The 19,477-nt window shown below is 66.6% G+C and carries 22 protein-coding genes; 6 read left to right on the top strand and 16 right to left on the bottom strand.

Annotated features, from left to right (window positions below; genetic code table 11):
- Window positions 1-11 precede the first annotated feature (11 nt).
- The 7 genes from KBY65_RS06540 to KBY65_RS06510 form a co-directional block, all read right to left on the bottom strand.
- A complete protein-coding gene (locus KBY65_RS06540; RefSeq protein ID WP_254987357.1) occupies window positions 12-677 on the bottom strand; it encodes a PHP domain-containing protein in 666 nt (221 codons plus the stop codon).
- Window positions 670-1,260: a protoporphyrinogen oxidase HemJ gene (gene hemJ / locus KBY65_RS06535; protein WP_094561230.1), complete on the bottom strand. Its 591-nt coding sequence runs from the start codon at window positions 1,258-1,260 to the stop codon at window positions 670-672. Before hemJ ends, KBY65_RS06540 begins: the two co-directional genes overlap by 8 nt.
- A 75-nt stretch (window positions 1,261-1,335) precedes the next feature.
- Window positions 1,336-2,265 carry a bestrophin family ion channel gene (locus KBY65_RS06530; protein WP_094561211.1) on the bottom strand — a complete coding sequence of 310 codons (930 nt, stop codon included), beginning with the start codon at window positions 2,263-2,265 and terminating at the stop codon, window positions 1,336-1,338.
- Between the two features lie 23 nt (window positions 2,266-2,288).
- The gene (locus tag KBY65_RS06525) at window positions 2,289-3,827 is read right to left on the bottom strand and encodes a cryptochrome/photolyase family protein (protein ID WP_255000933.1); all 1,539 of its coding nucleotides are present in this window, start codon (window positions 3,825-3,827) and stop codon (window positions 2,289-2,291) included.
- Complete coding sequence (locus KBY65_RS06520; RefSeq protein ID WP_409996009.1) at window positions 3,824-4,120, bottom strand: hypothetical protein; 297 nt, start codon at window positions 4,118-4,120, stop codon at window positions 3,824-3,826. The genes KBY65_RS06525 and KBY65_RS06520 overlap by 4 nt, the downstream gene beginning before the upstream one ends.
- A 14-nt stretch (window positions 4,121-4,134) precedes the next feature.
- Window positions 4,135-6,096, bottom strand: coding sequence for an excinuclease ABC subunit UvrC (gene uvrC, locus KBY65_RS06515; RefSeq protein ID WP_255000932.1), 1,962 nt, complete (start codon window positions 6,094-6,096; stop codon window positions 4,135-4,137).
- The gene (locus KBY65_RS06510; RefSeq protein ID WP_094561208.1) at window positions 6,093-6,587 is read right to left on the bottom strand and encodes a flavin reductase family protein; all 495 of its coding nucleotides are present in this window, start codon (window positions 6,585-6,587) and stop codon (window positions 6,093-6,095) included. The genes uvrC and KBY65_RS06510 overlap by 4 nt, the downstream gene beginning before the upstream one ends.
- 75 nt (window positions 6,588-6,662) lie before the next feature.
- On the opposite strand from KBY65_RS06510, the gene coaD reads away from it, so the two are divergent.
- On the top strand, window positions 6,663-7,148 hold the full coding sequence (coaD, locus tag KBY65_RS06505; protein WP_094561207.1) for a pantetheine-phosphate adenylyltransferase: 486 nt from the start codon (window positions 6,663-6,665) through the stop codon (window positions 7,146-7,148).
- A gap of 8 nt (window positions 7,149-7,156) precedes the next feature.
- Window positions 7,157-8,029: a hypothetical protein gene (locus KBY65_RS06500; protein ID WP_094561206.1), complete on the top strand. Its 873-nt coding sequence runs from the start codon at window positions 7,157-7,159 to the stop codon at window positions 8,027-8,029.
- On the opposite strand, the gene dacB is transcribed toward KBY65_RS06500, so the two are convergent.
- The 5 genes from dacB to dapF form a co-directional block, all read right to left on the bottom strand.
- Window positions 8,026-9,324, bottom strand: a complete 1,299-nt coding sequence (dacB, locus tag KBY65_RS06495; protein WP_255000931.1) for a D-alanyl-D-alanine carboxypeptidase/D-alanyl-D-alanine-endopeptidase — start codon at window positions 9,322-9,324, stop codon at window positions 8,026-8,028. The genes KBY65_RS06500 and dacB overlap by 4 nt on opposite strands.
- A gap of 1 nt (window position 9,325) precedes the next feature.
- Complete coding sequence (locus KBY65_RS06490; protein ID WP_094561204.1) at window positions 9,326-9,865, bottom strand: DUF4330 domain-containing protein; 540 nt, start codon at window positions 9,863-9,865, stop codon at window positions 9,326-9,328.
- 83 nt (window positions 9,866-9,948) lie between these two features.
- Window positions 9,949-10,641 (bottom strand): DUF1995 family protein, encoded by a 693-nt coding sequence (locus KBY65_RS06485; protein ID WP_255000929.1) that lies wholly within the window; start codon window positions 10,639-10,641, stop codon window positions 9,949-9,951.
- Window positions 10,642-10,688: 47 nt separating this feature from the next.
- Window positions 10,689-11,915 carry a cysteine desulfurase family protein gene (locus KBY65_RS06480; RefSeq protein WP_255000928.1) on the bottom strand — a complete coding sequence of 409 codons (1,227 nt, stop codon included), beginning with the start codon at window positions 11,913-11,915 and terminating at the stop codon, window positions 10,689-10,691.
- A gap of 4 nt (window positions 11,916-11,919) precedes the next feature.
- Window positions 11,920-13,077 (bottom strand): diaminopimelate epimerase, encoded by a 1,158-nt coding sequence (gene dapF / locus KBY65_RS06475; RefSeq protein ID WP_255000995.1) that lies wholly within the window; start codon window positions 13,075-13,077, stop codon window positions 11,920-11,922.
- 32 nt (window positions 13,078-13,109) lie between these two features.
- On the opposite strand from dapF, the gene KBY65_RS06470 reads away from it, so the two are divergent.
- Together KBY65_RS06470 and leuS are read left to right on the top strand one after the other, a co-directional pair.
- A complete protein-coding gene (locus KBY65_RS06470) occupies window positions 13,110-13,349 on the top strand; it encodes an Hfq-related RNA-binding protein (protein ID WP_094561201.1) in 240 nt (79 codons plus the stop codon).
- A gap of 20 nt (window positions 13,350-13,369) precedes the next feature.
- Entirely contained in the window at window positions 13,370-16,015 is a 2,646-nt protein-coding gene (gene leuS, locus KBY65_RS06465; protein ID WP_409996630.1) for a leucine--tRNA ligase, read from the top strand.
- Between the two features lie 4 nt (window positions 16,016-16,019).
- Here leuS and KBY65_RS06460 read toward each other — a convergent pair whose 3' ends face one another.
- The 4 genes from KBY65_RS06460 to KBY65_RS06445 form a co-directional block, all read right to left on the bottom strand.
- The gene (locus tag KBY65_RS06460) at window positions 16,020-17,132 is read right to left on the bottom strand and encodes a DUF4912 domain-containing protein (protein ID WP_254987364.1); all 1,113 of its coding nucleotides are present in this window, start codon (window positions 17,130-17,132) and stop codon (window positions 16,020-16,022) included.
- A gap of 164 nt (window positions 17,133-17,296) precedes the next feature.
- Complete coding sequence (locus tag KBY65_RS06455; RefSeq protein ID WP_255000926.1) at window positions 17,297-17,509, bottom strand: acetyltransferase; 213 nt, start codon at window positions 17,507-17,509, stop codon at window positions 17,297-17,299.
- A gap of 96 nt (window positions 17,510-17,605) precedes the next feature.
- Window positions 17,606-17,782 carry a hypothetical protein gene (locus tag KBY65_RS06450; protein WP_158217068.1) on the bottom strand — a complete coding sequence of 59 codons (177 nt, stop codon included), beginning with the start codon at window positions 17,780-17,782 and terminating at the stop codon, window positions 17,606-17,608.
- Between the two features lie 179 nt (window positions 17,783-17,961).
- On the bottom strand, window positions 17,962-18,282 hold the full coding sequence (locus KBY65_RS06445) for a 4a-hydroxytetrahydrobiopterin dehydratase (RefSeq protein ID WP_094561197.1): 321 nt from the start codon (window positions 18,280-18,282) through the stop codon (window positions 17,962-17,964).
- Window positions 18,283-18,354: 72 nt separating this feature from the next.
- Here KBY65_RS06445 and KBY65_RS06440 point away from each other — a divergent pair, with 72 nt between their 5' ends.
- Together KBY65_RS06440 and KBY65_RS06435 are read left to right on the top strand one after the other, a co-directional pair.
- Window positions 18,355-18,612 carry a hypothetical protein gene (locus KBY65_RS06440; protein WP_198953879.1) on the top strand — a complete coding sequence of 86 codons (258 nt, stop codon included), beginning with the start codon at window positions 18,355-18,357 and terminating at the stop codon, window positions 18,610-18,612.
- A 25-nt stretch (window positions 18,613-18,637) separates the two neighbouring features.
- Complete coding sequence (locus KBY65_RS06435) at window positions 18,638-19,447, top strand: prohibitin family protein (RefSeq protein ID WP_094561196.1); 810 nt, start codon at window positions 18,638-18,640, stop codon at window positions 19,445-19,447.
- The last annotated feature ends 30 nt before the right edge of the window (window positions 19,448-19,477 follow it).

Below are 19,477 nucleotides of genomic sequence, written 5' to 3'. Positions count from 1 at the left end.
GTCGCCAAACCCTAGCGGCCGTGAAGCGCTAAGCCATGGGTATCCGTACCACAACTCATCAAAAGGCCCCGTTGCTGGAGGTCGGCGGCGATCGCTTCGCACACCACCGGTGTGGGCGCCCAGCGGGGCTGCATCTGGTAGTCGTACCAGGCCTCTGCTCCATCAAAGCCCAACCGATCGGCGGCGGCGATCAGCCGCTGGAAAGGCAGGCGGTAGCGGGCCGGATGGGCGAGCAACAGCAACGCCCCGGCCTGGCGGCCGGCTTCCAGCACGGCTTCGGCCTGTAGCGCCGGACCCACCACGGACTGTCCGTGCAGGTAGGGCCCCAGGCTGGAGTGATGCTCGCCAAAGCCCAGCGCCAACACGTGCACCAGGCAGCCTTCGAGCAGGCAACTGATCTCCACTCCCCGCCAGAGCCTCGGCACCGATTGGCCTGAGTGGGATGCAGCCTCAAAGTGTTCCAGCACCGGCCCGTAGGCGGAGATGCTGTGGTGGTCGGTGATCGCCAGGTGCTCCAGGCCCAGAGCGACGGCCTGCTCAGCAAGCTCCTGGGGGAGCAGGCTGCCGTCGCTGCAAGTGGTGTGGCAGTGGAAGTTGACCCGGCCCGGGCAACAGCGCGGCGTCAGCTGCTGCAGCACGGTCCGCAGCGGATGGTGGGCTGGCTGGGGATTAAGCACCGGCAGCCAGGCGTTCGGCCCGCAGCCGCCGCCAGCGGGCATAAAACTGGATCGAGGCCGCCATGAACACCACCAGCGCCACGATGAACCAGGTGGCAGCACCTGTAGGAAACTGGTTTTTGAACACCACCAGCATCACCACGATCACCAACAGCAGGGTGGGCAGCTCGTTGAGGGCCCGCAGTTGTTTCGGGCTCCAGCTGCACTGGCCGGACCGCAGCTGCCCCATCAGCCGGTAGCAAAAGACGTGATAGGCAAGCAGCGCCGCCACAAAGGCCAACTTGGCGTGCAGCCAACCCTGCTGGAGCCAGGCCGGGTTGACGCTCAACAGGCCCGCCGCACAAACAACAGCTACCACCATGCCGGGGGTGGTGATGATGTTGGCCAAGCGGCGCTCCATCAGCCCGTATTGCTCCTGAAAGGCCAGGCGCAGGGGGGTATCGAGCTCCTCAGCTTCGCGGTGGTAGATGAACAACCGCACCAAATAGAAGAGTCCGGCAAACCACACCACCACACCCACGATGTGGAGCGTTTTGAACCAGAGATAGGCCTCCGGGGGCCAGCTCAGGGCCAGCAGGGGCATGGCGGTGGTTGTCAGGGCGAGCCACAACGTAAAGCCCCAGGCCCCCTGGCCTGGGTGGCGCAATCCATGATCCCATCAATCCCAGCGAGCTGGATCCTGGCTAGGGCGGAAGCTGCCGAAATCCAACGGCCGTTGCATCAAGTCGTTGGTGATCGTGCTGCAGATGGCATTGAGGGGTAGCGAGAAGCTGCTGCCATCGCGATCAAAGGGTCCCTCCACGTAGGAACCGATCCGCTCGGCGGTGAGAAAGCCCATGAACAGCACCACCCCAACCAGGATGTGGCTGGAACGTTGAAATTCCAAGAGCAACTGCAGGCCATAGAGCCAGGTGATCATCCGCACGAACACGTCGTAGGACGCGGGAATGGGTGTGTTGCGAATGCGTTGCAGACCACCAATCGCGTCGTGGCAGAGGTTGCTCACCTCGCTCAATTGTTGCCGGCCCCAGCCATCAATCCAGCCATCGCGATGCAACCGCTCGATCGCCTGGGCCCGTTGCCGGCAAACCTCCTGCAGGGAGGTGGCGGGCTGGAGCTGCAGGTCGGCCAGCAGGCCCTCAACGCCGCGGTGCAGATCGGTGCGCCAGAAATTGCGCAACTCGAAGTTGAGCAGCCACACCTGGGCCACCTGATACTCCATCAGGCAGCGTCCCCGCTGGGTGGCGAGCTGCCGCTGGGGCAGCAGGGCCAGAAGCACATCGCGCCACTTGCGGCTGTGGTTCACCATCGCTCCCCAGAGGGTGCGGGCTTCCCACCAGCGGTTGATGGCCTGGGTGTTGCGAAAGGCGATGAAGATCGACACGGCGATCCCCAGCACCGAGATCCCCATGGGGGTGAGGCCCCAACGGGTCGGCAGGGGGCCGCGCCACACCGCAACGGCCACCAGGAGCCCAAATAGCAGCAGATCGAGGCGCATCCTCCAAAACAGCTGCAGCACCACCAGTCCGTAGTCGTAACGGCGGGTGCGGGGTGGATCACCATGACCACCCGTCAACAGCGTGGACATGGTGGGACGCGAACGCCCGACCATCATCCCGGACACGCTTCAGCGCCCAGGTGGGCCTCAGCTGCAGACCGGATCGCGACAAGTTCGTCGTGAGGGATTTTCTCGAGCTGCTTCATCACCAGGCCCATGCGGGGATTGCGCCGCAGGGTTTCGGCGTGGCGGCTCAGAAAGTCCCAATAGAGGGCATTGAATGGGCAGCCCGTCGGGCCCGTGCGCTGCTTGGGGTTGTAGCGGCAGCCCTTGCAGTAGGTGCTCATCCGGTTGATGTAGTTGCCGCTGGCCGCGTAGGGCTTGCTGGCCAGCAAACCGCCATCGGCAAACAGACCCATGCCGAGCACGTTGGTCTGCATGACCCAGTCGTAGCCATCGACAAACATCCTGTGAAACCAACCGGTGAAGGCCTGGGGATCGAGGCCGGCGATCAGGCCGTAGTTGGCGAGCACCATCAGCCGCTGGATGTGGTGGGCATAGCCGCTGCTGTCCAGCTCAGCCAGCACCGTGTCCATGCAGGTCATGCCACTGCCGCCCAGCTGCTCGAGCCACACCGGCAGGGGGCGATCGGCGCCGAAATGATTGCGCTGGGGATAGTCGGCCCCAAACCACCAATACAGCCCGTGGGTGTATTCACGCCAACCCAGGATCTGGCGGATCACCCCCTCCAGCGACGCCAGCGGGGTATCCCGCTCCAGGCCCGCCTGCTCCAGCCGCCGGATCACCTCCAGCGGGTGCAGCAGGCCCAGGTTGAGGTACGGAGAGAGCAGGGCATGCCAGAGGGTGGGCTGGCCACTCACCATGGCGTCCTGGAACGGTCCGAAACCATCGAGGCGGGTGGCGATGAACTGCTCCAGCACCGCCAGGGCCTGGCTGCGGGTGACGGCCCAGCGGAATGGTTCGCTCTGTCCGGGTAAGTCCTCGGCGCCACTCGCCGCCAGTTCCGCGGCCAGGCGCTCAACCTTGGCGATCACCGCCTGGGTGGTCGCATCGGGCGCGAAACCCAGCGGTTCTGGGCCGGCCAGCCCCTTGGGCGGGGCCTTGCGGTTGTCATGGTCGAAATTCCACTGGCCGCCCAGCGGCTGGCCGGCGTCGCCCATCAACACACCAAAACGCTTGCGGCCCTCCCGGTAAAACAGCTCCATGCGTAGCTGCTTGTAGGGCTGGGCCCAGGCCGCGAAGTCCTCCTGGCTCCAGAGGAAGGCAGTGGAGCGCTGCCACACCAACGGCACCGTCAGGTCCAGGCGCTCGATGGCCGTCCGGAAGGGACGCTCGGCCGGGTCCATCAGGTGCAGCTCACGGATGCCGTGCTGCGTGATCCAGGTCTGCAGAGCAGCGGCGAAGGTGGTGGCTTCGCAGTAATCCACGCTCCAGCCCAGCTGACGCAGCTCAGCGGCGAAGTGGCGCATCGCACTCCACACCAGCACCAGCTTCTGGCGGTGATAGCGGCGCTGCTGCAGCACCGATGTGCTTTCGATCAGCAGCACCCGAGCCTCGGCAGGTGCGAGGGAGGCCAGGGCCGGATGGGTCTGCGAGAGCTGGTCGCCCAGGATCCAGATGCCGGCAGTCATGCGGCGGAATCACCGGCCAAGCGGCAAACCCGTCGCGCCACAGCGGCGGCATAGCCCCGCTCCACCGGACCAGCCAAGGGGCTCACGACCCCATTGCGGCAATCCACCACCAGGCGCTCGTGCTGGCCCTGCTGGTCGCTCACCCGCAGGCGCAGCTGCCAATGGTGCTTGGCGCTGCGGCTGATCTCATCACCGCACACTGGGCCGACGCAAATCCCGGGTGCTGCCCAGGCCGGACCAACCCTCCCCGGCAGGAGCTGCAGCAGCAGCACCAGCAGGGGAAGCAGCACCACAGCAGCAAGATGCCTCAACTGGCCAATTCCTCGCCGGCGAGGTCGTCACTGGGATGAAAGTAGTCCCACACCTGGCGGGCCAGAGCCGGCCCCACCCCCGGGGCCGCCGCGATCTGATCGGGACTCGCCAGCTGGATGGCATCGATCGAGCGGAAGTGGGCCAGCAGCTCCTTCACCCGCTTGGGGCCCAGGCCGGGAATGTCGGAGAGGCGGGAGCGCTTCATCCGCTCGCCCCGCTGCTGGCGATGGAAGCTCACCGCGAAGCGGTGGGCCTCATCGCGCAGGCGGCGCAGCAGCTGCACCCCCAGCTGGTCGGGTTCGCTCTCGAGCGGCTGCTTCGCCCCCGGCACGAACACCTCCTCCCGCTGCTTGGCCAGCGAGCAAACCACCAGCTCCTCGTCCAGGTTCAGCTCGCGCAGAGCCTCCATCACGGCGGAAAGCTGGCCCTTGCCGCCGTCGATCATCACCACATCGGGCCAGTCGTTGAGCCCGCCGGAGTGCAGGGCCGTGTTGGCCGCCCGACGCAGGGCCCTCAGATCCGCTCCCTCCGCTTTGGCCTGGGCCCAGCGCCGGAAGCGCCGCCGCATGATCTCGGCCATGGCCATGAAGTCGTCGGAGTGGCCGGCGCGGATCGAGCTGCTCTGGATCTTGTATTTGCGGTAGTGCTGCTTGGCCGGCAGCCCATCGATGAACACCACCTGGGAGGCCACCGCATCGCTGCCCTGAATGTGGCTGATGTCGTAGCCCTCGATGCGCCGCGGCGGACCGGGCAATTCCAGCAGCTGGGCCAGGTCTTCGGTGGCCAGCAACTGCTGTTCAGCACCCCGTTGGGCGCGTTGCAGCTCGTAGCTGGCATTGCGCTCCAGCAGCTCGATCAGATCGGCCTTCTGCTGCCGCTGGGGCACGGCCAGCTTGACGCGCCGGCCGCGGCGCTCGACCAGCCACTCCTCGATCAGGGGCTGCTGGGGCAAGGGGTGCTGCAGCAGCAGCTCGGGCGGAATCTCCACCGGCTCCACCTGGCTGTAGTGCTCCTCGACCACCCGCTGCAGAATCCGGCCGGGCTCCAGGGGCACGCCATCGGCGCCAACGGCATCGGCGGTGAACCCCAAGCGACCCACCAGCTTGCCGGCCCGCATCTGGAACAGCTGCACGGCCGCCACCCGCGCATCGGCCGCCAGGGCGAGCACATCGCGGCTCACCGAGCTGTCGCCGAGGCTCATCTTCTGGTCGGCCGTGAGGGTGTCGATGCCCTGCAGCTGGTCGCGCACCCGGGCGGCACTCTCGAAGTCGAGCCGCTCGGCGTACTTGCCCATCTGCTCGTGCAGCAGCTCCAACAACTCCTCGTTGCGCCCCTGGAACACCATCGCCACCTGGCGCAGGGTGCGGTGGTAGTCGTCTGAACTGATCTTCTCCTGGCAAACGCCCGGGCAGCGGCCGATGTCGAAGTTGAGGCAGGTGCGGTCGCGGTAGAGCGGCTGGGGCCGCTGGCGCAGAGGGAACACCCGTTTCACCAGGGTCAGGGTGCGGCGCAGCAGGCCCACATCCACATAGGGGCCATAGAAGCGATCGAGGGGTGAGCGGAAGCGGCGCCGCCTGGTGATGAAGATGCGCGGGTAGGTCTCACTCCAGGTGATGCAGAGGTAGGGGTATTTCTTGTCGTCTTTCAGCAGCACATTGAAGTGCGGCTGGTTCTGCTTGATCAGGTTGGATTCCAGCGCCAGCGCCTCGGCTTCGCTGTCGGTGACGATGAACTCGATCTCGGCCACCTGGCGCACCATCAGTGAGATGCGCGGGCTATGGGCGTGGCCGCTGCCGCTCTGGAAGTAGCTGCGCACCCGGTTGCGCAGCAGCTTGGCCTTGCCGATGTAGAGAATCCGATCGCTGGCGTCGCGCAGCAGATAGCAGCCCGGCTCGGAGGGAACCTCCCGCAGCCGGGCCTTGAGCCGATCGGGCTGCTGCAGCAGGGGCAGGCTCAACCGCCGTACTGCCAGCCGGTGCCTCCCAGCTCCAGGGCAGCGCCATCGCGGTGCAGGGTGGCGCTTTTCACCTCGCCGACAAACACGGTGTGGTCGCCATGGGCCACCTGCCCCACCAGTTCGCACTCCACCGCGCCCAGCGCGTTGTCCAGGATCGGCAAGCCCAGCTCCCCGAGCTGGAACGGGGCGGCGTCAAAGCGCCCACCCACCCCTTTCTGGGGCTTGAAAAACACGGCAGCCAGGTCTTTCTGGTCGGCAGCCAGCACGTTCAGGGAAAACTTGCCGGTGCGCTGGATCATGCCGTTGCTGGTGCTGTCGGCCCGCACCGCCATCACCACCAGGGGCGGCTCAAAGCTGCCCTGGGTCACCCAGCTGGCGGTGAAGCCGTTCACCTCCTCAGCTTCGGCCACCCCGCAGATGAACACCCCATGGGGAATCTTGCGCAGCAGCGTCTTCTTGGCTTCGGCGTTGAGGGTGGCAATCGGGGCCATGGCGGCAGAGGCGCCCGGGGGCGCGGGGAACTGGCCCAACTCTAGAAACGCTGGGGGCGCCCATAGGCTGGCTGGATGCGTGCCCTTTACCCCGGCAGTTTCGATCCCCTCACCCTGGGCCATCTCGATCTGATCGAGCGGGCGGCCCGGCTGTTTGACGGTGTGGTGGTGGCGGTTCTGCAGAACCCCGGCAAACAGCCCGCCTTCAGCCTGGAGCAGCGCCTGGAGCAGATCCGCAGCGCCACCGCCCACCTCAATGGCGTGGAGGTGGGCAGTTTTGATGGGCTCACCGTGGATTTCGCCGGTCGCAGCGAGGCCCAGGTGATCCTGCGCGGGCTGCGGGCCCTGAGCGATTTCGAATTCGAGCTGCAGATCGCCCACACCAACCACAGCCTGGCCCCCCAGGTGGAAACGCTGTTTCTCGCTACCGCCGTGCGCCACAGCTTTCTGAGCAGTTCGGTGGTGAAGGAGGTGGCGCGGTTCGGTGGCGATGTGCGCCACATGGTGCCTCCTGGAGTGGCGGATGACCTGGCCAGGCTTTTTAATCGGACATCTGTTTAGAGCCGTCCATGGCCGAGGCCACCATCACCGTGCTCGATCAGCTCGATCAACTCGAGGAGATCGTGCTCGAAGGCAGCCGCATTCCCTTCAGCGGTTGCCGCCTGGTGAACGAACAGGACGCCATTGAAGTGATGGATGCCCTGCGGGAGGCGCTGCCAACCCAGCTGAGCCAGGCGGTCGAGCTGATCCGGCAGCGGGAGGACTTCATCGGCCAGGCCCGCCAGCAGGCCGACGAGATCATTGCCACCGGCAAGCGCGAGCGTGAACAGCTGATCAACGGCGCCGCCATCCGCCAGGAGGCGGAGCGACAGGTGGCCGAGTTGCGCGACCAGGCCCGCCAGCAATGCGAGCAGCTGATGCTGCAGGCCCGCCAACAGGTGGCCCAGGCCGAGCAGGAACACCAAGCCCGCACGGCCCAGATGGAGCAGCAATTTGCGGCCCGCCGCCAGCAGCTGGAGCAGGAGGCCGCCGAACGCAACCGTCAGCTGCTGGAGCAACACGAGCGCAACCGGCAACAGGCGATGGCGGAGCTGGAGCAGGTGCGCCAGGAGGGGATGCGGGTGCAGCGCGACAGCCAGGCCGAAGCGGAGCGGCTGCACAACGACGCCCTGCAGTTCCGCCAACAGACCCAGCAGCAATGCGATGCCCTGGTGTCCCGCAGTCGCCAGGAGGCCGCCGCCATCCAGGAAGGGGCAAACCGCTACGCCGAACAGGTGCTCGGCGAACTGGAAGGGCGCCTCAAGGAGATGAGCCAGGTGGTGCTGGGAGGCCGGCGCGAACTGGTGCGGCTCCAGACACCGGAAGTGGCGTCCGCCGGTAGTGAGGAGCCGGTCAGCCGCCGCCGCCGGGTGGCCAACACGCTCAAGCAGCTGGCGGGTTAGAGCGGGCAGAGCTGGGTGTTCTGCGCCTGGCGCAGCACCCGGCCGATGGTGTCGTTGGGGGAGCTGGCGCCATTGCTGATCGCACTCACATAGCGAGGGCCAGCACTGGTGAGCAGCACGCCACTGATCGATCGCACCCCGCTGATGGTGCCGGTTTTGCCGAAGAATTGGCCCTGCAGAGGGCTGCCCACGTAGAGATTGCGCAGGGTGCCTCGCTGACCAGCAACAGCCATGGAAGCCAGGTAGGCACGGCCGTAGGGGTGTTGATCCATCCGCAGCAACAGGGCCGTCAGGAAGCGACTGGTGAGGCGATTGGCCCGGTCGAGGCCACTGCCATCGGCGATCCGCACGCCATCCATCGGCAGGCCCTGCTCACCCAGCCAGAGGGTTTGGCGCTGGGCGGCCTGACCCAGATCCCAGGTGCCGGCAGCTTGCCGCAGCAGCACCTCGGCGGTGAAGTTGTGGCTCTCGGTGTTGGCCAGGCTCAGCAGGTTGTGCATCGGCGCTGAGGGTTCCTGATGCAGCAGCACCGCATCACCCGGCAGGGGCGCGCGCGACGACACCTGAGACACCTGCACCTTGCCGCCCTGCTGGCGCACGGATTTCTGCAGCAGGGCTTGCAGACGGGAGGGCGGATTCATCACCGAGTCGTGGATGGCATTGCTGGTGACGGCCAGCCGGGTGATCGGGGCCCCGTAGGCGTAGTAACGATCATCGGGATGCCAGCCCTGGGGCCACCACGCCTGGCGAGGCTCTTCGGCGATCTGGAGGCGCACCAGCGAAGGGGTCTCGCCGCTGCTGCCACCCGATCCCAGGGCCAACTTGGCAAAGCGTTGCAGCTGGGGCAGGGCCAGATCAGGGTCGCCCTCACCGGTGAGACGGAAGCTGCCGTCGCTGAGAAGCCAGAGCTGGGTGTTGAGGCGGTAATCAGGCCCGAGCCGATCGAGGGCATAGGCCGTGCTCAGCAGTTTCTGGTTGGACGCCGGAATGCGCGGGCGGGTGCCGTTGAGATCGGCCAGCAGTCGCCCCTGGCTATCGGCAATGCTGATGCTCCAGACCGGTGCCTGGCTGCCCACCGTGGTCAGGAGCCGCTGCTGCAGCGCCGGGCAGCTCACCTGCAACTGCAACTGGGGCAGGCCCACCGGAGGGGGCAGCGGCGGCAGGGTGGCCAGCGGTGCCGGCTCCAGCGCGTAGGCGGTGATCGCCGGGGCTTGCTGGGCCAGGGCTGCCGCTGGCAGCACCGCCAGCGTGATCAGCGCCCCAGCAGCTTGAACGGAACCACAGATGGTGCCCATCTCACTGGCCTCCGAGTTGCAGGCCACTCACCGTGCCCCCAACGCGGTACTGCAACCCCTCAATTTCCACGGGGGCGCCGACCTTGAGGTTTTGGTTGCCGAAGACGACGCCGCCGCCGCTCTTGCGGCCCTGGCCCTGCAGCACAAAGCGGGCATCCAGGCTGCCCAGGGTGGCCTGGTTCGGATCCACTGCCGTCACCACCGTGCCGTTCGGCTGCACGGCCGTCAGCAAGCGCTGCAAGGGCAGAACCTGCTTCACGTCCACCGAACCATGGGGCTGGTTGCGGATCACGATGGCCACCTTGCCCTCGCGCTTGGCCGCCTGAATCAGGGCGGCGGGATCCGCCACCGGCACACCGCGCACATCCACCAGCACCGTCACCGGCGTGAGGGCACCGGTGGCCTGGGCCACAGCGCCACTGAGCTTGGGACTCCAGATCACACCAACAGCGGCGAGCACCACCGCGGCTGCGGCGCCGAGGTCCACCAGGCTCCAGGAGCGGCCGTTGCGTGCAGATGACAGGTCGCGCTCGGGGGCCATCGGGCTGTGCAAGGGTACGGCGCAGTGTACGGAGGTTCGCCGGGTCCCACCAGAGCCGATACCGGCCAGCGGCAGGCCAGAACCTAGTTGCGCAGCCCCTCGATGAAGGCATCCATCACCTTGAGGTTGCCGCCGAGCCCCAGCCCGCCCCCACCGGCCAGAGCCAGGGCCTGCTGCTCCGCATCCGGTTTCTGATCGAAGTGGGCCACAAAGCGGTAGCCGTCGGGATCGCAGCGGTAGAGCTCCCAGGGATCAGGGCAAGCCCGGCGCAGCGCCCCATCGCCGGAGGGGATCAGGGCATAGGCGCTTTGCCAGCCCGACAAAAATCCTTTGCGGCGCTGCCGGGCGACGCTGCCAATGCCCACCGCTGCATCCTCCAGGCTGCCGTTGAGCAGCACCACTGCCCCACGGTGAAGGGCGCACACCTGCTCCACCTCCTCATAGTCGGCGGGGGAGGGGGCCACCAGCAGCAGCACGCCCTCGCTGCCGCCATCGGCCTGTTGCAGGCGCATCTGATCCCGCAAGCTGGCGATGCGGGCGGCGAAATCCGGGGCATCGCGCTGGGCCAGGGCCGTGGCGCCGGCGTCCGGGCACAACAGCCGCAGGCTCGGCTGAGCCGGGCTGAGGGCCGCCTGCAGACGCAGGGCCAAGGGCAGTATCCGCAGGCCCTCAAAGCGCAGCTCCACGGTCCACAGACCCTTGGCACCGCCGCTGAGGGCTGCCTGGACCGCCGTGATGGCTTCAGCCTCGGCGCTGCGCAGGTCGGGGGGGAGCATCAAGCCAGCACAGGTCGGCTGACCCTAAGGGCTCCCTGACCAAGGCGTCAGTCTGCTGGATGTTCAGCTTGCAGCCACAACCGGGCCTGCTCGAGCGCCGCGGGAACACCCGCCAGATCGGCAGCGGTGAGCCAGGGCCCCAGGCTCAGGCGCACACCACTGGCGGCCGCCGCATCGGCATAGCCCATGGCCTGCAGAATCGGACTGGGAGCCAGCCCCCCCGGCTGGGCAGCGCGCCCACTGCTGCAGGCCGCACCACTGCTGACCGCATACCCCTGCTGCCAGAGGGCCTGCACCAGGCGACGGCCCGACAGGGGCGTGCCGCATGGGCTGGCCACCAACAGGCTGAGGTGGTGGGGTAGGCGGGGAGGATCGCCGGGGTGGCGGGGATCGGGGCCGCTGAGGCACACCCCCTCCAGCGCCAGCACGTGGGCCAGCAGGCCATCACGCAGATCCGTGATCGGATCACGGCCCCCGTGGGCCTGCAGGCGCGTTTGGGAGAGCTCCAGGGCACGGGTAAGACCCGCCACCAGGGCCACCGGCTCGGTGCCACCTCGCCGCCCATCTTCCTGGCCGCCCCCGCCGATCAAGGGGGACAGCGTCAAGCCTGGGCGCACCAACAGGGCGCCGACGCCCCGGGGCCCCTGCAGCTTGTGGGCCGCCAGGCTGAGCAGGTCGATCGGCAGGGCGTCGAAGGCCAACGGCCGATGGCCCAGCACCTGCACCGCATCCACATGCAACAGCACGCCGGCATCGCGGCAGCGGGCCCCGATCGTTTCGATCGGCTGGATCGTGCCCACTTCGCTCTGGCCCCAGATCAGCGACACCAGCCGTGTGGGCGGCACCAGCAGGCGATCGAGGGCCTCGAGATCAATCACCCCCAGGTGGTCCACCGGCAAGATCTCCACCTGCCAGCCGAGCCGTTGCACCTGTGCCGCAGCAGCCAGGGTGGCCGGGTGTTCGACCGCTGAAATCAACAGCCGGCCTGGCGTCCCCTGCCCGGCAACTCCAAGCAGGGCCGTGTGGATCGATTCGGTGCCCCCCGAGGTGAACACCAGCTGACTGGCGGCACAGCCGAGCAGCTCGCTGAGTCGCCAACGGCTGCGCTCCAGCTGCTCGGCGGCGGCCAACCCAAAACCATGCAGGCTTGAGGGGTTGGCCCAGGCATCAGCCTGAACCGCAGCCATGGCCTCGAGCACCTCCGCTGCCGGTGGGGTGGTGGCGCAGGCGTCGAGGTAGATCGGTGCGAAGGCAGCCGGTGCGGAGGGTGCCAAGGCGCTAGCTGAACAAACCGCTGTCCCGCTCCACCCGAGCCCGCGTGCGCGACTCCAGGGAGCTGGTGGCCAGGGCCACCAGGTCGTCGAGGGAGCTGCTGCTGAGCAGGGCCGCCACCCGGGCCCGGGCCTCCGCGGACGGACAGGCATCCGGCCGCAGACAACCGTTGATGCAGACCGTGGCGCAATCGATCTCGGCCTCTGCCGACCCGGCAATCGCGATGTCCTTCGCTGGTTGTTGAACGTTCACCGGGAGTCCTGTTGCAGGCTCATCAGAGCCTTCGAGGTCTGCGGCACTTTCACCCCACAGCTCGGGGGTGACGACACCGTCAAACACCGCCACCGCCGGACCGGTCATAAACAGATGGCCGCTGGTTTCATCCCAGGCAATCTCCAGCGGGCCGCCAGGCAGATCCAGGCGGGCGCAGCGCTCCGCCAAGCCGAGGCGATGGGCCACCACCAAGGTGGCGCAGGCCCCGGTGCCGCAGGCCAGGGTCGGCCCAGCACCCCGCTCCCACACCCGCATCACCAGATGGGTGGGGCTGAGGGCCTGCACGAAGTGCACGTTGGTGCGGGCGGGGAAGGCCGGATGCACCTCCAGGGCGGCGCCGTAGCGCTCCAGATCGACAGCCGCCACATCGTCCACGGGAATCACCACATGGGGATTGCCCATGCCAGCGGCTCCCACCGCGAAGGTCTCACCCGCAACCTCCAGGCTGCCCTGGGCGATCCCGGCATCGCCAAGCGCCAGGGTGGTGGGGATGGCCGCCGGCTCGAGGAAGGGGGCGCCCATGTCCACCCGGATGGTGCCGTCGGTGCAGAGCTCGGGAACGATGCGCCCGGCCAGGGTTTCGATCTGCCACTGCCGGCCCGGGGCATCCCCATCGCTGTCGGCCAGGAAGCGCGCCAGGCAGCGGATGCCGTTGCCGCACATCTCCGGTTCGCTGCCATCGGCATTGAAAATCCGCATGCGCAGTTCTCCACCCTCCCGGGGCGGAAGGGCCAGGATCACCCCGTCACCGCCCACGCCGAAGCGGCGGTCGCATAGGCGTTGAATCCGTTCCGGAGTGAGGCCCAGATCGCTGTCGCTGCTGCCCGCCCCCCGGGCATCGAGCATGAGGAAATCGTTTCCCAGACCTTGATATTTGCTGAACTGGAGCACGATGGGGGCAAACGCAGCCACCGCCAAATCCTATGCAGAGCTTTTTCGAGAAGCGCTTGGCGGCTCTCGATACCTCCCAGCCGAGCATTCGCCATCTGCAGGATCTGATCCGCCACAAAACTCCCGTGGCCATCCAGGTGATGGGTGTCGGTGAACTGGAAGGAACCCTGCATTGGCAGGACGTCGCCTATCTCGCCCTCAGCCAGGCGGAAGGCCGTCCTCTCACCTTGATCAACCGTGCTGCGGCCTGCACGATCCGCGCCCTGGGCTGATCCCGCCCTCACCGACTGGGCTGTGGCACGATCACAACTCTGATCCAGGCCTGGCTGCTGTGAGCGACGCACCCCGCTACCAACCCCAGGCCCTTGAATCCCGCTGGCAGCAGCAGTGGGATGCCGCCGGGCAACACCGCACGGCCGCTGCTGATGGCGAGCCCTATTACGCCCTGTCGATGTTTCCCTATCCCTCGGGGAACCTGCACATGGGCCATGTGCGCAACTACGTGATCACCGATGTGATCGCCCGGGTGCAGCGCATGCGCGGCAAACAGGTGCTGCATCCGATGGGCTGGGATGCGTTCGGCCTGCCGGCGGAGAACGCCGCGATCGAGCGGGGCATCGATCCGGGCGTGTGGACCGATCAGAACATCGCCTCCATGCGCGCCCAGCTGCAGCGCCTGGGTCTCTCGATCGACTGGGACCGGGAGGTGGCCACCTGCCACGCCGATTACTACCGCTGGACCCAGTGGCTGTTCCAGCAGTTTCTCGAAGCCGGCCTGGCCTACCAGAAAGACGCCACGGTCAACTGGGATCCGATCGACCAGACGGTGCTCGCCAACGAGCAGGTGGACAGCGAAGGCCGCTCCTGGCGCTCCGGTGCCCTGGTGGAGAAGCGCAAGCTGCGCCAATGGTTTCTGAAGATCACCGCCTACGCCGACCAGCTGCTCGACGACCTTCCCAAGCTGCAGGGCTGGCCGGAGCGGGTGCGCACCATGCAGGCCAACTGGATTGGCCGCAGCACCGGCGCCGAGCTCAGCTTCCCGGTGGTGGATGGCGAGGGCGCAGACACCGGCGAACACATCACCGTGTTCACCACCCGGCCGGACACAATCTTTGGCGCCTCCTATGTGGTGCTGTCCCCCGAGCACCCTCGGGTGGCCTCACTCACCACTGCGGAGCAGGCGATCCACGTGGAGGCTTTCTGTGATCTGGTGAGTCGCCAGAGCGAGCAGGAGCGCACGGCCGACGACAAACCCAAGCGCGGCGTGCCGATCGGTGCGCAGGTGCGCAACCCCGCCAACGGCGAACTGATCCCCCTCTGGATCGCCGACTACGTGCTGGCGGACTACGGCACAGGCGCCGTGATGGGGGTGCCCGCCCACGACCAGCGCGACTTTGTGTTTGCCCGCCAGTACGAGCTGCCGGTGCAGCAGGTGGTCATCCCGGAGGGCAGTGATGAGCACGCTTACGAGGGTGGCGCCTGGACCGAGCCCGGCGTGCTGATCCACTCCGGCCGCTTCAATGGCCTAGCCAGCGCAGAGGCCAAAACGGCCATCACCGCCGCTGCGGAAGCCGAGGGCTGGGGTCGGGCCCGCATCACCTACCGCCTGCGCGATTGGCTGATCTCCCGCCAGCGCTACTGGGGCTGCCCGATCCCGGTGATCCATTGCGACAGCTGCGGCGTTGTGCCCGTGCCGGCGGAGCAACTGCCGGTGGAGCTGCCCAAGGGCGCCAACCTTGAGGGCAAGGGCGGCTCGCCCCTGGCCCAGCTCGAGAGCTGGTGGCGTGTCGAGTGCCCCTGCTGCGGTAAGCCCGCGCGGCGCGAAACCGACACCATGGACACCTTCATGTGCTCCAGCTGGTACTTCCTGCGCTACAGCGATCCCCACAACTCAGCCCTGCCCTTCAACCGCGAGGCGGTGGATTCCTGGCTGCCGGTGGACCAGTACGTGGGTGGCATCGAGCACGCCATCCTGCACCTGCTCTACTCGCGCTTCTTCACCAAGGTGCTGCGCGACCGAGGCCTGCTGGGCTTCGATGAGCCCTTCGCGCGCCTTCTCACCCAGGGCATGGTGCAGGGCATCACCTACAAGAACCCCCATAGCGGCAAGTACATCGCCCCGGCCGATGTGGCCGATCCCAGCGATCCCCGTGATCCGATCACGGGCGAGGTGCTGGAAACCTTCTACGAAAAGATGTCAAAGTCGAAATACAACGGCGTCGATCCCGCCGTGGTGATCGACAGATACGGCGCTGACACCGCCCGCATGTTCATCCTGTTCAAGGCGCCGCCCGAGAAGGATCTCGAGTGGGATGACGCCGATGTGGAGGGTCAGTTCCGCTTCCTGCAGCGCCTCTGGCGCCTGGTGGATGGGGCCGTGGGCCAGGGCCAGGGGCTGGGGGATGGCGGCTCCAGCACCGCGTCCAGCAGCCTCAGCCCGGAGGACAAAGCCCTGCGCCGCGCCGTTCACACCGCCATCAGCGAGATCAGCGATGACCTCGACGGCGACTACCAATTCAATACGGCCGTTTCGGAGCTGATGAAGCTGAGCAACGCCATGGGCGAGCACCTGCAGGGGGCTTCCGCGGCCGTCGCCAGCGAAGCCCTGCGCACCCTGCTGGTGCTGCTGGCGCCGTTCGCGCCGCACCTGGCCGAGGAGCTCTGGCAGAGGTTGGGGGGCAATCCCGATGGCCAAACGAGCGTGCACCACCAGGCCTGGCCAAGCGCTGATGCCAGCGCCCTGGTGCGCGACACGATCCCGCTGGTGATCCAGGTGAAGGGAAAGGTGCGCGGCAACCTCGAAGTGCCCGCCGATGCCGACAAGGCCACCTTGGAGCAGCTCGCCCTAGCCAGTGAGATCGCCACCAAATGGCTGGAGGGCAAAGCCCCCAGCCGAGTCATCGTGGTGCCAGGCAAGCTCGTTAACCTGGTGCCCTAAGGCGTCAGAACCACTCGGCGACTGCGTCCTCCACGGTGTTGACGTTGGCTTCGGGGGTGGAACGGCTGAACTCGAGGGTGATGTGGCGGCGCTGCTCGCCATCGGCCGCCACTGCCGTGATCGGATACTGCTGCTGACCGTCGCGGAACGGCACCTGGATGCGGAAGGTGCCGTCTTCGGCGAGGGGTACCAGCTCCTCGCCGATGCGCAGGGTGGCCGAGGGATCGGTGGCGCCGTAGACGATCAACTCGGCATCGGCAACCAGCCAGAAGGAGCGCTGGCGTGAGGCAACCCCACCGGCACCCGATGCCGTGCGGCCGCTAGCCCAAAGGCCAGCACCGGAGGCGTTGAGCCCCTGGCTGGAATCGGCGAAGGTATCCACCTCATGGAAGGCTTCCGAACCGCGACCCGTCGCCCTCCAGGTGGAGGTGGCCACCTGGTAGACGCGCTCGTGAATTCCCGGTGCCGCCTCGGAGATCAGCGGCGCAGCCGGGGCCTCGGTCACCGGAGCCTCGAGGGTGAAGGGCACGAATTGATCCAGGATCAGCTCGCTGGGATGGAGCGAGGGCACGTGGGCCACGGCGGAAAAGGCCAAGGAACGCCAGGCACCGCCCGCAACCCGATAACCCAGTTCAACCCGGTAGGCGCGGTCACTCAGGGGCACTGGCAGGTACCACTCGGTGGCGTGGCTGTTGACCACCACTTCCTGCATGGTGTGGGGATGGGCGCCGCCTTCACCAAGTCCAGTGACATCGGCGATGCGCAACACCAACTGGTTGGCTCCGTCGGCCATCGCCTGGCGTCGGTCGGCATCAGAGAGCTCCCAGAACACATAGGCCCACTGGGGATCACGGGGCAGAAAGACCACAGACGTTTGGGCCTCCGGCCGAGGGGCCGGAGCCATGCCCGCCTCCAGGGCGCGGAGGTCGGCTGGGCCCTGCCCAGGCTCGCCCGGAGAGGGCGCCTGACGCTCGATGGCCCGCAGCAGCTGATCTTTCAACATGCGGCTGTAGCGCCCGATGCCGAGGCTGCTGGCCAGGTGACGCAACTGCCGCAGGGTGAGGTCGCTCGCCTCAAGACTGTCACCGGAGATCGGGAAACCTGAGGAACTCGCCACTGCGCATATCGAAAAAAGATGCGGCAATTTTGTCGGTCTTCCGCGTTTTTGGTCGAGCGTGTCAGCAGATCACTATCCGGGAGCAGCAAGTCAGGAGCTCAGCCGGGCTTTGCTGTCAGCGGGAGCAAACCAAGGCATCACGGCCATGACGAAGCGATTTGGCCTCAGTCGTTGGCGCTGAGTTGCACCCAGCAGCGCGGCAGCACCTCCCCGGAGGGAAACACCAGATGGTCCTTACGCACGAGACCTAGATCCTGTAGCTCCTCTCCGGCATGGAGACGAACCAGCACATCGGCAACAAAAGGATCCAAAAGCTGCTTCAGATCGAGCACCTCCACCAGGCTCTCGTCGTCGGCATCACGCAATTTGAGAAACATCAACTCCTCCCCTCTATCGCTATCAACAGTCTGATGCGATCTTGCGGAGTTGGATACACGCAATCTTGCAGCTCGCGTGCTGCAACGTGCTTTAGATCAAACTTTCTGGCTGAGCCGCCACAACTCATTGACGTGCTCACCAGATTCCACTGCCCGCAGACGCTTGACCAGCTCAAACACCTCACTGGCGGCCAGCTCACCGTTGTCTTGCCATTCCAGGCTGCGGGGCTCGAACAGATCACCGCTGGAGTTGAGCTCCTCCCGGGAAGCCATGACGAAACCGCACGTTTTGTGGACCCTATGGAGATTTGGAGCTGATCGAGGCTGGAGCCGCAGGTTTTCTACGGAAGATTGTGTGAAGAACAGCGCCTAACGGGTCGAAGCCCCCTAGGGCATCGCCAAGGTGCGGCGGCCAAGAGCGGCCTGCTGCAAACCCGCCTAGGCCTGACGACCTAGGCCTGATCCAACTTGGCCGCGAGCACCGCATCGGCGCGGGTGAGCCCATCCACCTTGTGGGTGTACACCAGCGCTTCAGCGTGGCCCCAGCCCAGAGTGAACTCGGCGTGATGGCCCTGTGCCTCGCAGATCGCGCCAGCACGGTTGACCCAATCGAGAGCCTGCTGAAAATCGGCAAAGGTCCAGGACTTGTGCAGGTGGTGCGCCTCGATCACCTGCCAACCCGGCAGCTCCGGCAGAAGGGCGGCGAGCTCGGTGTCGCTGAGGGTGGGCGCACCATCGGTGCAGGGAATGCAGGTTTCCTGAGAGAGAGCCATGGGATCGCAGCCAGTCGGGATCCCTCAATCATGGCGAGATCAGTCTGGGTGAGATGGGCGCAGCCGCAGCTGTTGCCTCCAGCCGGGGAGCCCGCTTCCGAACAAAGGGCCTTGCTCGCCCTGGGGGAACAGGACGTCGATCCGGCTGGTCTGGGCCCACCGGTTGGGGTGACGATCCGGGGAGCCTCGAGTGATCACCTGGTGGTCGGATGCACGGGCACCGCTCCCCAGGTGGGCGATGAACAGCGCTACCAGCTCAGCTACAGCGCCCTGTTGCGCGCCATGACGTCACCCGTTGTCAGCCGTTGTTTCATCAACGACCGTTCCTAGGGTTGTTAATTGGCACGATTCCCCGATGCAGTCGCCCCTTCGCTCCGCCGCCAGTCCAGAGGGGCCGGGAGCAGCCTTCAGCCTGATCATTGCCGTGGTGGTCGGGCTGGCGATCCTGCTGAGCCAGACCGTCTTCATTGTTCCGGCCGGCAACGTGGCCGTGGTCACCACCCTCGGCAAGGTGACCGGTGTTCCGCGCAATCCCGGCGCCAACATCAAGGCGCCGCTGGTGCAGAACACCTCGCTGTTTGACGTGCGCACCCAGGTGCGACCCGAGCAGTTTTCCACCCTGACCAAGGATCTGCAGGTGATCCAGGCCACGGCGACGGTGAAATATGCGATGAAACCGGCCGAAGCCGGGCGCATCTACGAAACGATTGCCACCGACGACCAGCAGATCTACCCCCGGGTGATTCAGCCATCCCTGCTCAAGGCGCTGAAATCCGTGTTCTCGCAATATGAGCTGGTGACGATTGCCACGGAGTGGAACTCCATTTCCGAGCTCGTGCAGGAGAAGGTGGCGGAGGAACTGCGCAAATTTGACTACGTCACCGTGCAGGGCCTCGACCTGACGGGCCTGCAGATCGCCGAGGAATACCGCGCCGCAATCGAGCAGAAGCAGATCGCCGAGCAGCAGCTGCTGCGGGCCCAGACCGAAGTGCTGATCGCCGAACAGGAAGCCAAGCGCTACGAGACGCTCAACACCAGCCTCGATGACCAGGTGCTTTACAAGCTCTTCCTCGACAAGTGGGATGGCCAGACCTCCGTGGTGCCGGCGCTGCCCGGTGCCGCTGGCGGCTCTGGCAACGCGGTGATCGTCAACGGACGCCGCTAGACGTGGGTGGGCTCACGCGACTCATCTGCC

The organism is Cyanobium sp. Alchichica 3B3-8F6 (assembly GCF_024346435.1).
Lineage (GTDB): Bacteria > Cyanobacteriota > Cyanobacteriia > PCC-6307 > Cyanobiaceae > Cyanobium_A.
Note: the sequence above shows the minus strand (reverse complement) of the source record. Positions and strands in the feature narration are given on the sequence as shown.

Bases quoted from the DNA above. Each gene is read 5' to 3' on its own strand.
- coaD (WP_094561207.1), top strand. From the start codon at position 6,663: ATGCGTGCCCTTTACCCCGGCAGTTTCGATCCCCTCACCCTGGGCCAT.
- KBY65_RS06525 (WP_255000933.1), bottom strand. From the start codon at position 3,827: ATGACTGCCGGCATCTGGATCCTGGGCGACCAGCTCTCGCAGACCCAT.
- dacB (WP_255000931.1), bottom strand. From the start codon at position 9,324: ATGGGCACCATCTGTGGTTCCGTTCAAGCTGCTGGGGCGCTGATCACG.
- KBY65_RS06445 (WP_094561197.1), bottom strand. From the start codon at position 18,282: ATGGCTCTCTCTCAGGAAACCTGCATTCCCTGCACCGATGGTGCGCCC.
- hemJ (WP_094561230.1), bottom strand. From the start codon at position 1,260: ATGCCCCTGCTGGCCCTGAGCTGGCCCCCGGAGGCCTATCTCTGGTTC.
- KBY65_RS06530 (WP_094561211.1), bottom strand. From the start codon at position 2,265: ATGTCCACGCTGTTGACGGGTGGTCATGGTGATCCACCCCGCACCCGC.
- KBY65_RS06510 (WP_094561208.1), bottom strand. From the start codon at position 6,587: ATGGCCCCGATTGCCACCCTCAACGCCGAAGCCAAGAAGACGCTGCTG.
- KBY65_RS06485 (WP_255000929.1), bottom strand. From the start codon at position 10,641: ATGCTCCCCCCCGACCTGCGCAGCGCCGAGGCTGAAGCCATCACGGCG.
- KBY65_RS06435 (WP_094561196.1), top strand. From the start codon at position 18,638: ATGCAGTCGCCCCTTCGCTCCGCCGCCAGTCCAGAGGGGCCGGGAGCA.
- KBY65_RS06450 (WP_158217068.1), bottom strand. From the start codon at position 17,782: ATGGCTTCCCGGGAGGAGCTCAACTCCAGCGGTGATCTGTTCGAGCCC.
- KBY65_RS06490 (WP_094561204.1), bottom strand. From the start codon at position 9,865: ATGGCCCCCGAGCGCGACCTGTCATCTGCACGCAACGGCCGCTCCTGG.
- KBY65_RS06455 (WP_255000926.1), bottom strand. From the start codon at position 17,509: ATGTTTCTCAAATTGCGTGATGCCGACGACGAGAGCCTGGTGGAGGTG.
- KBY65_RS06500 (WP_094561206.1), top strand. From the start codon at position 7,157: ATGGCCGAGGCCACCATCACCGTGCTCGATCAGCTCGATCAACTCGAG.
- KBY65_RS06470 (WP_094561201.1), top strand. From the start codon at position 13,110: ATGCAGAGCTTTTTCGAGAAGCGCTTGGCGGCTCTCGATACCTCCCAG.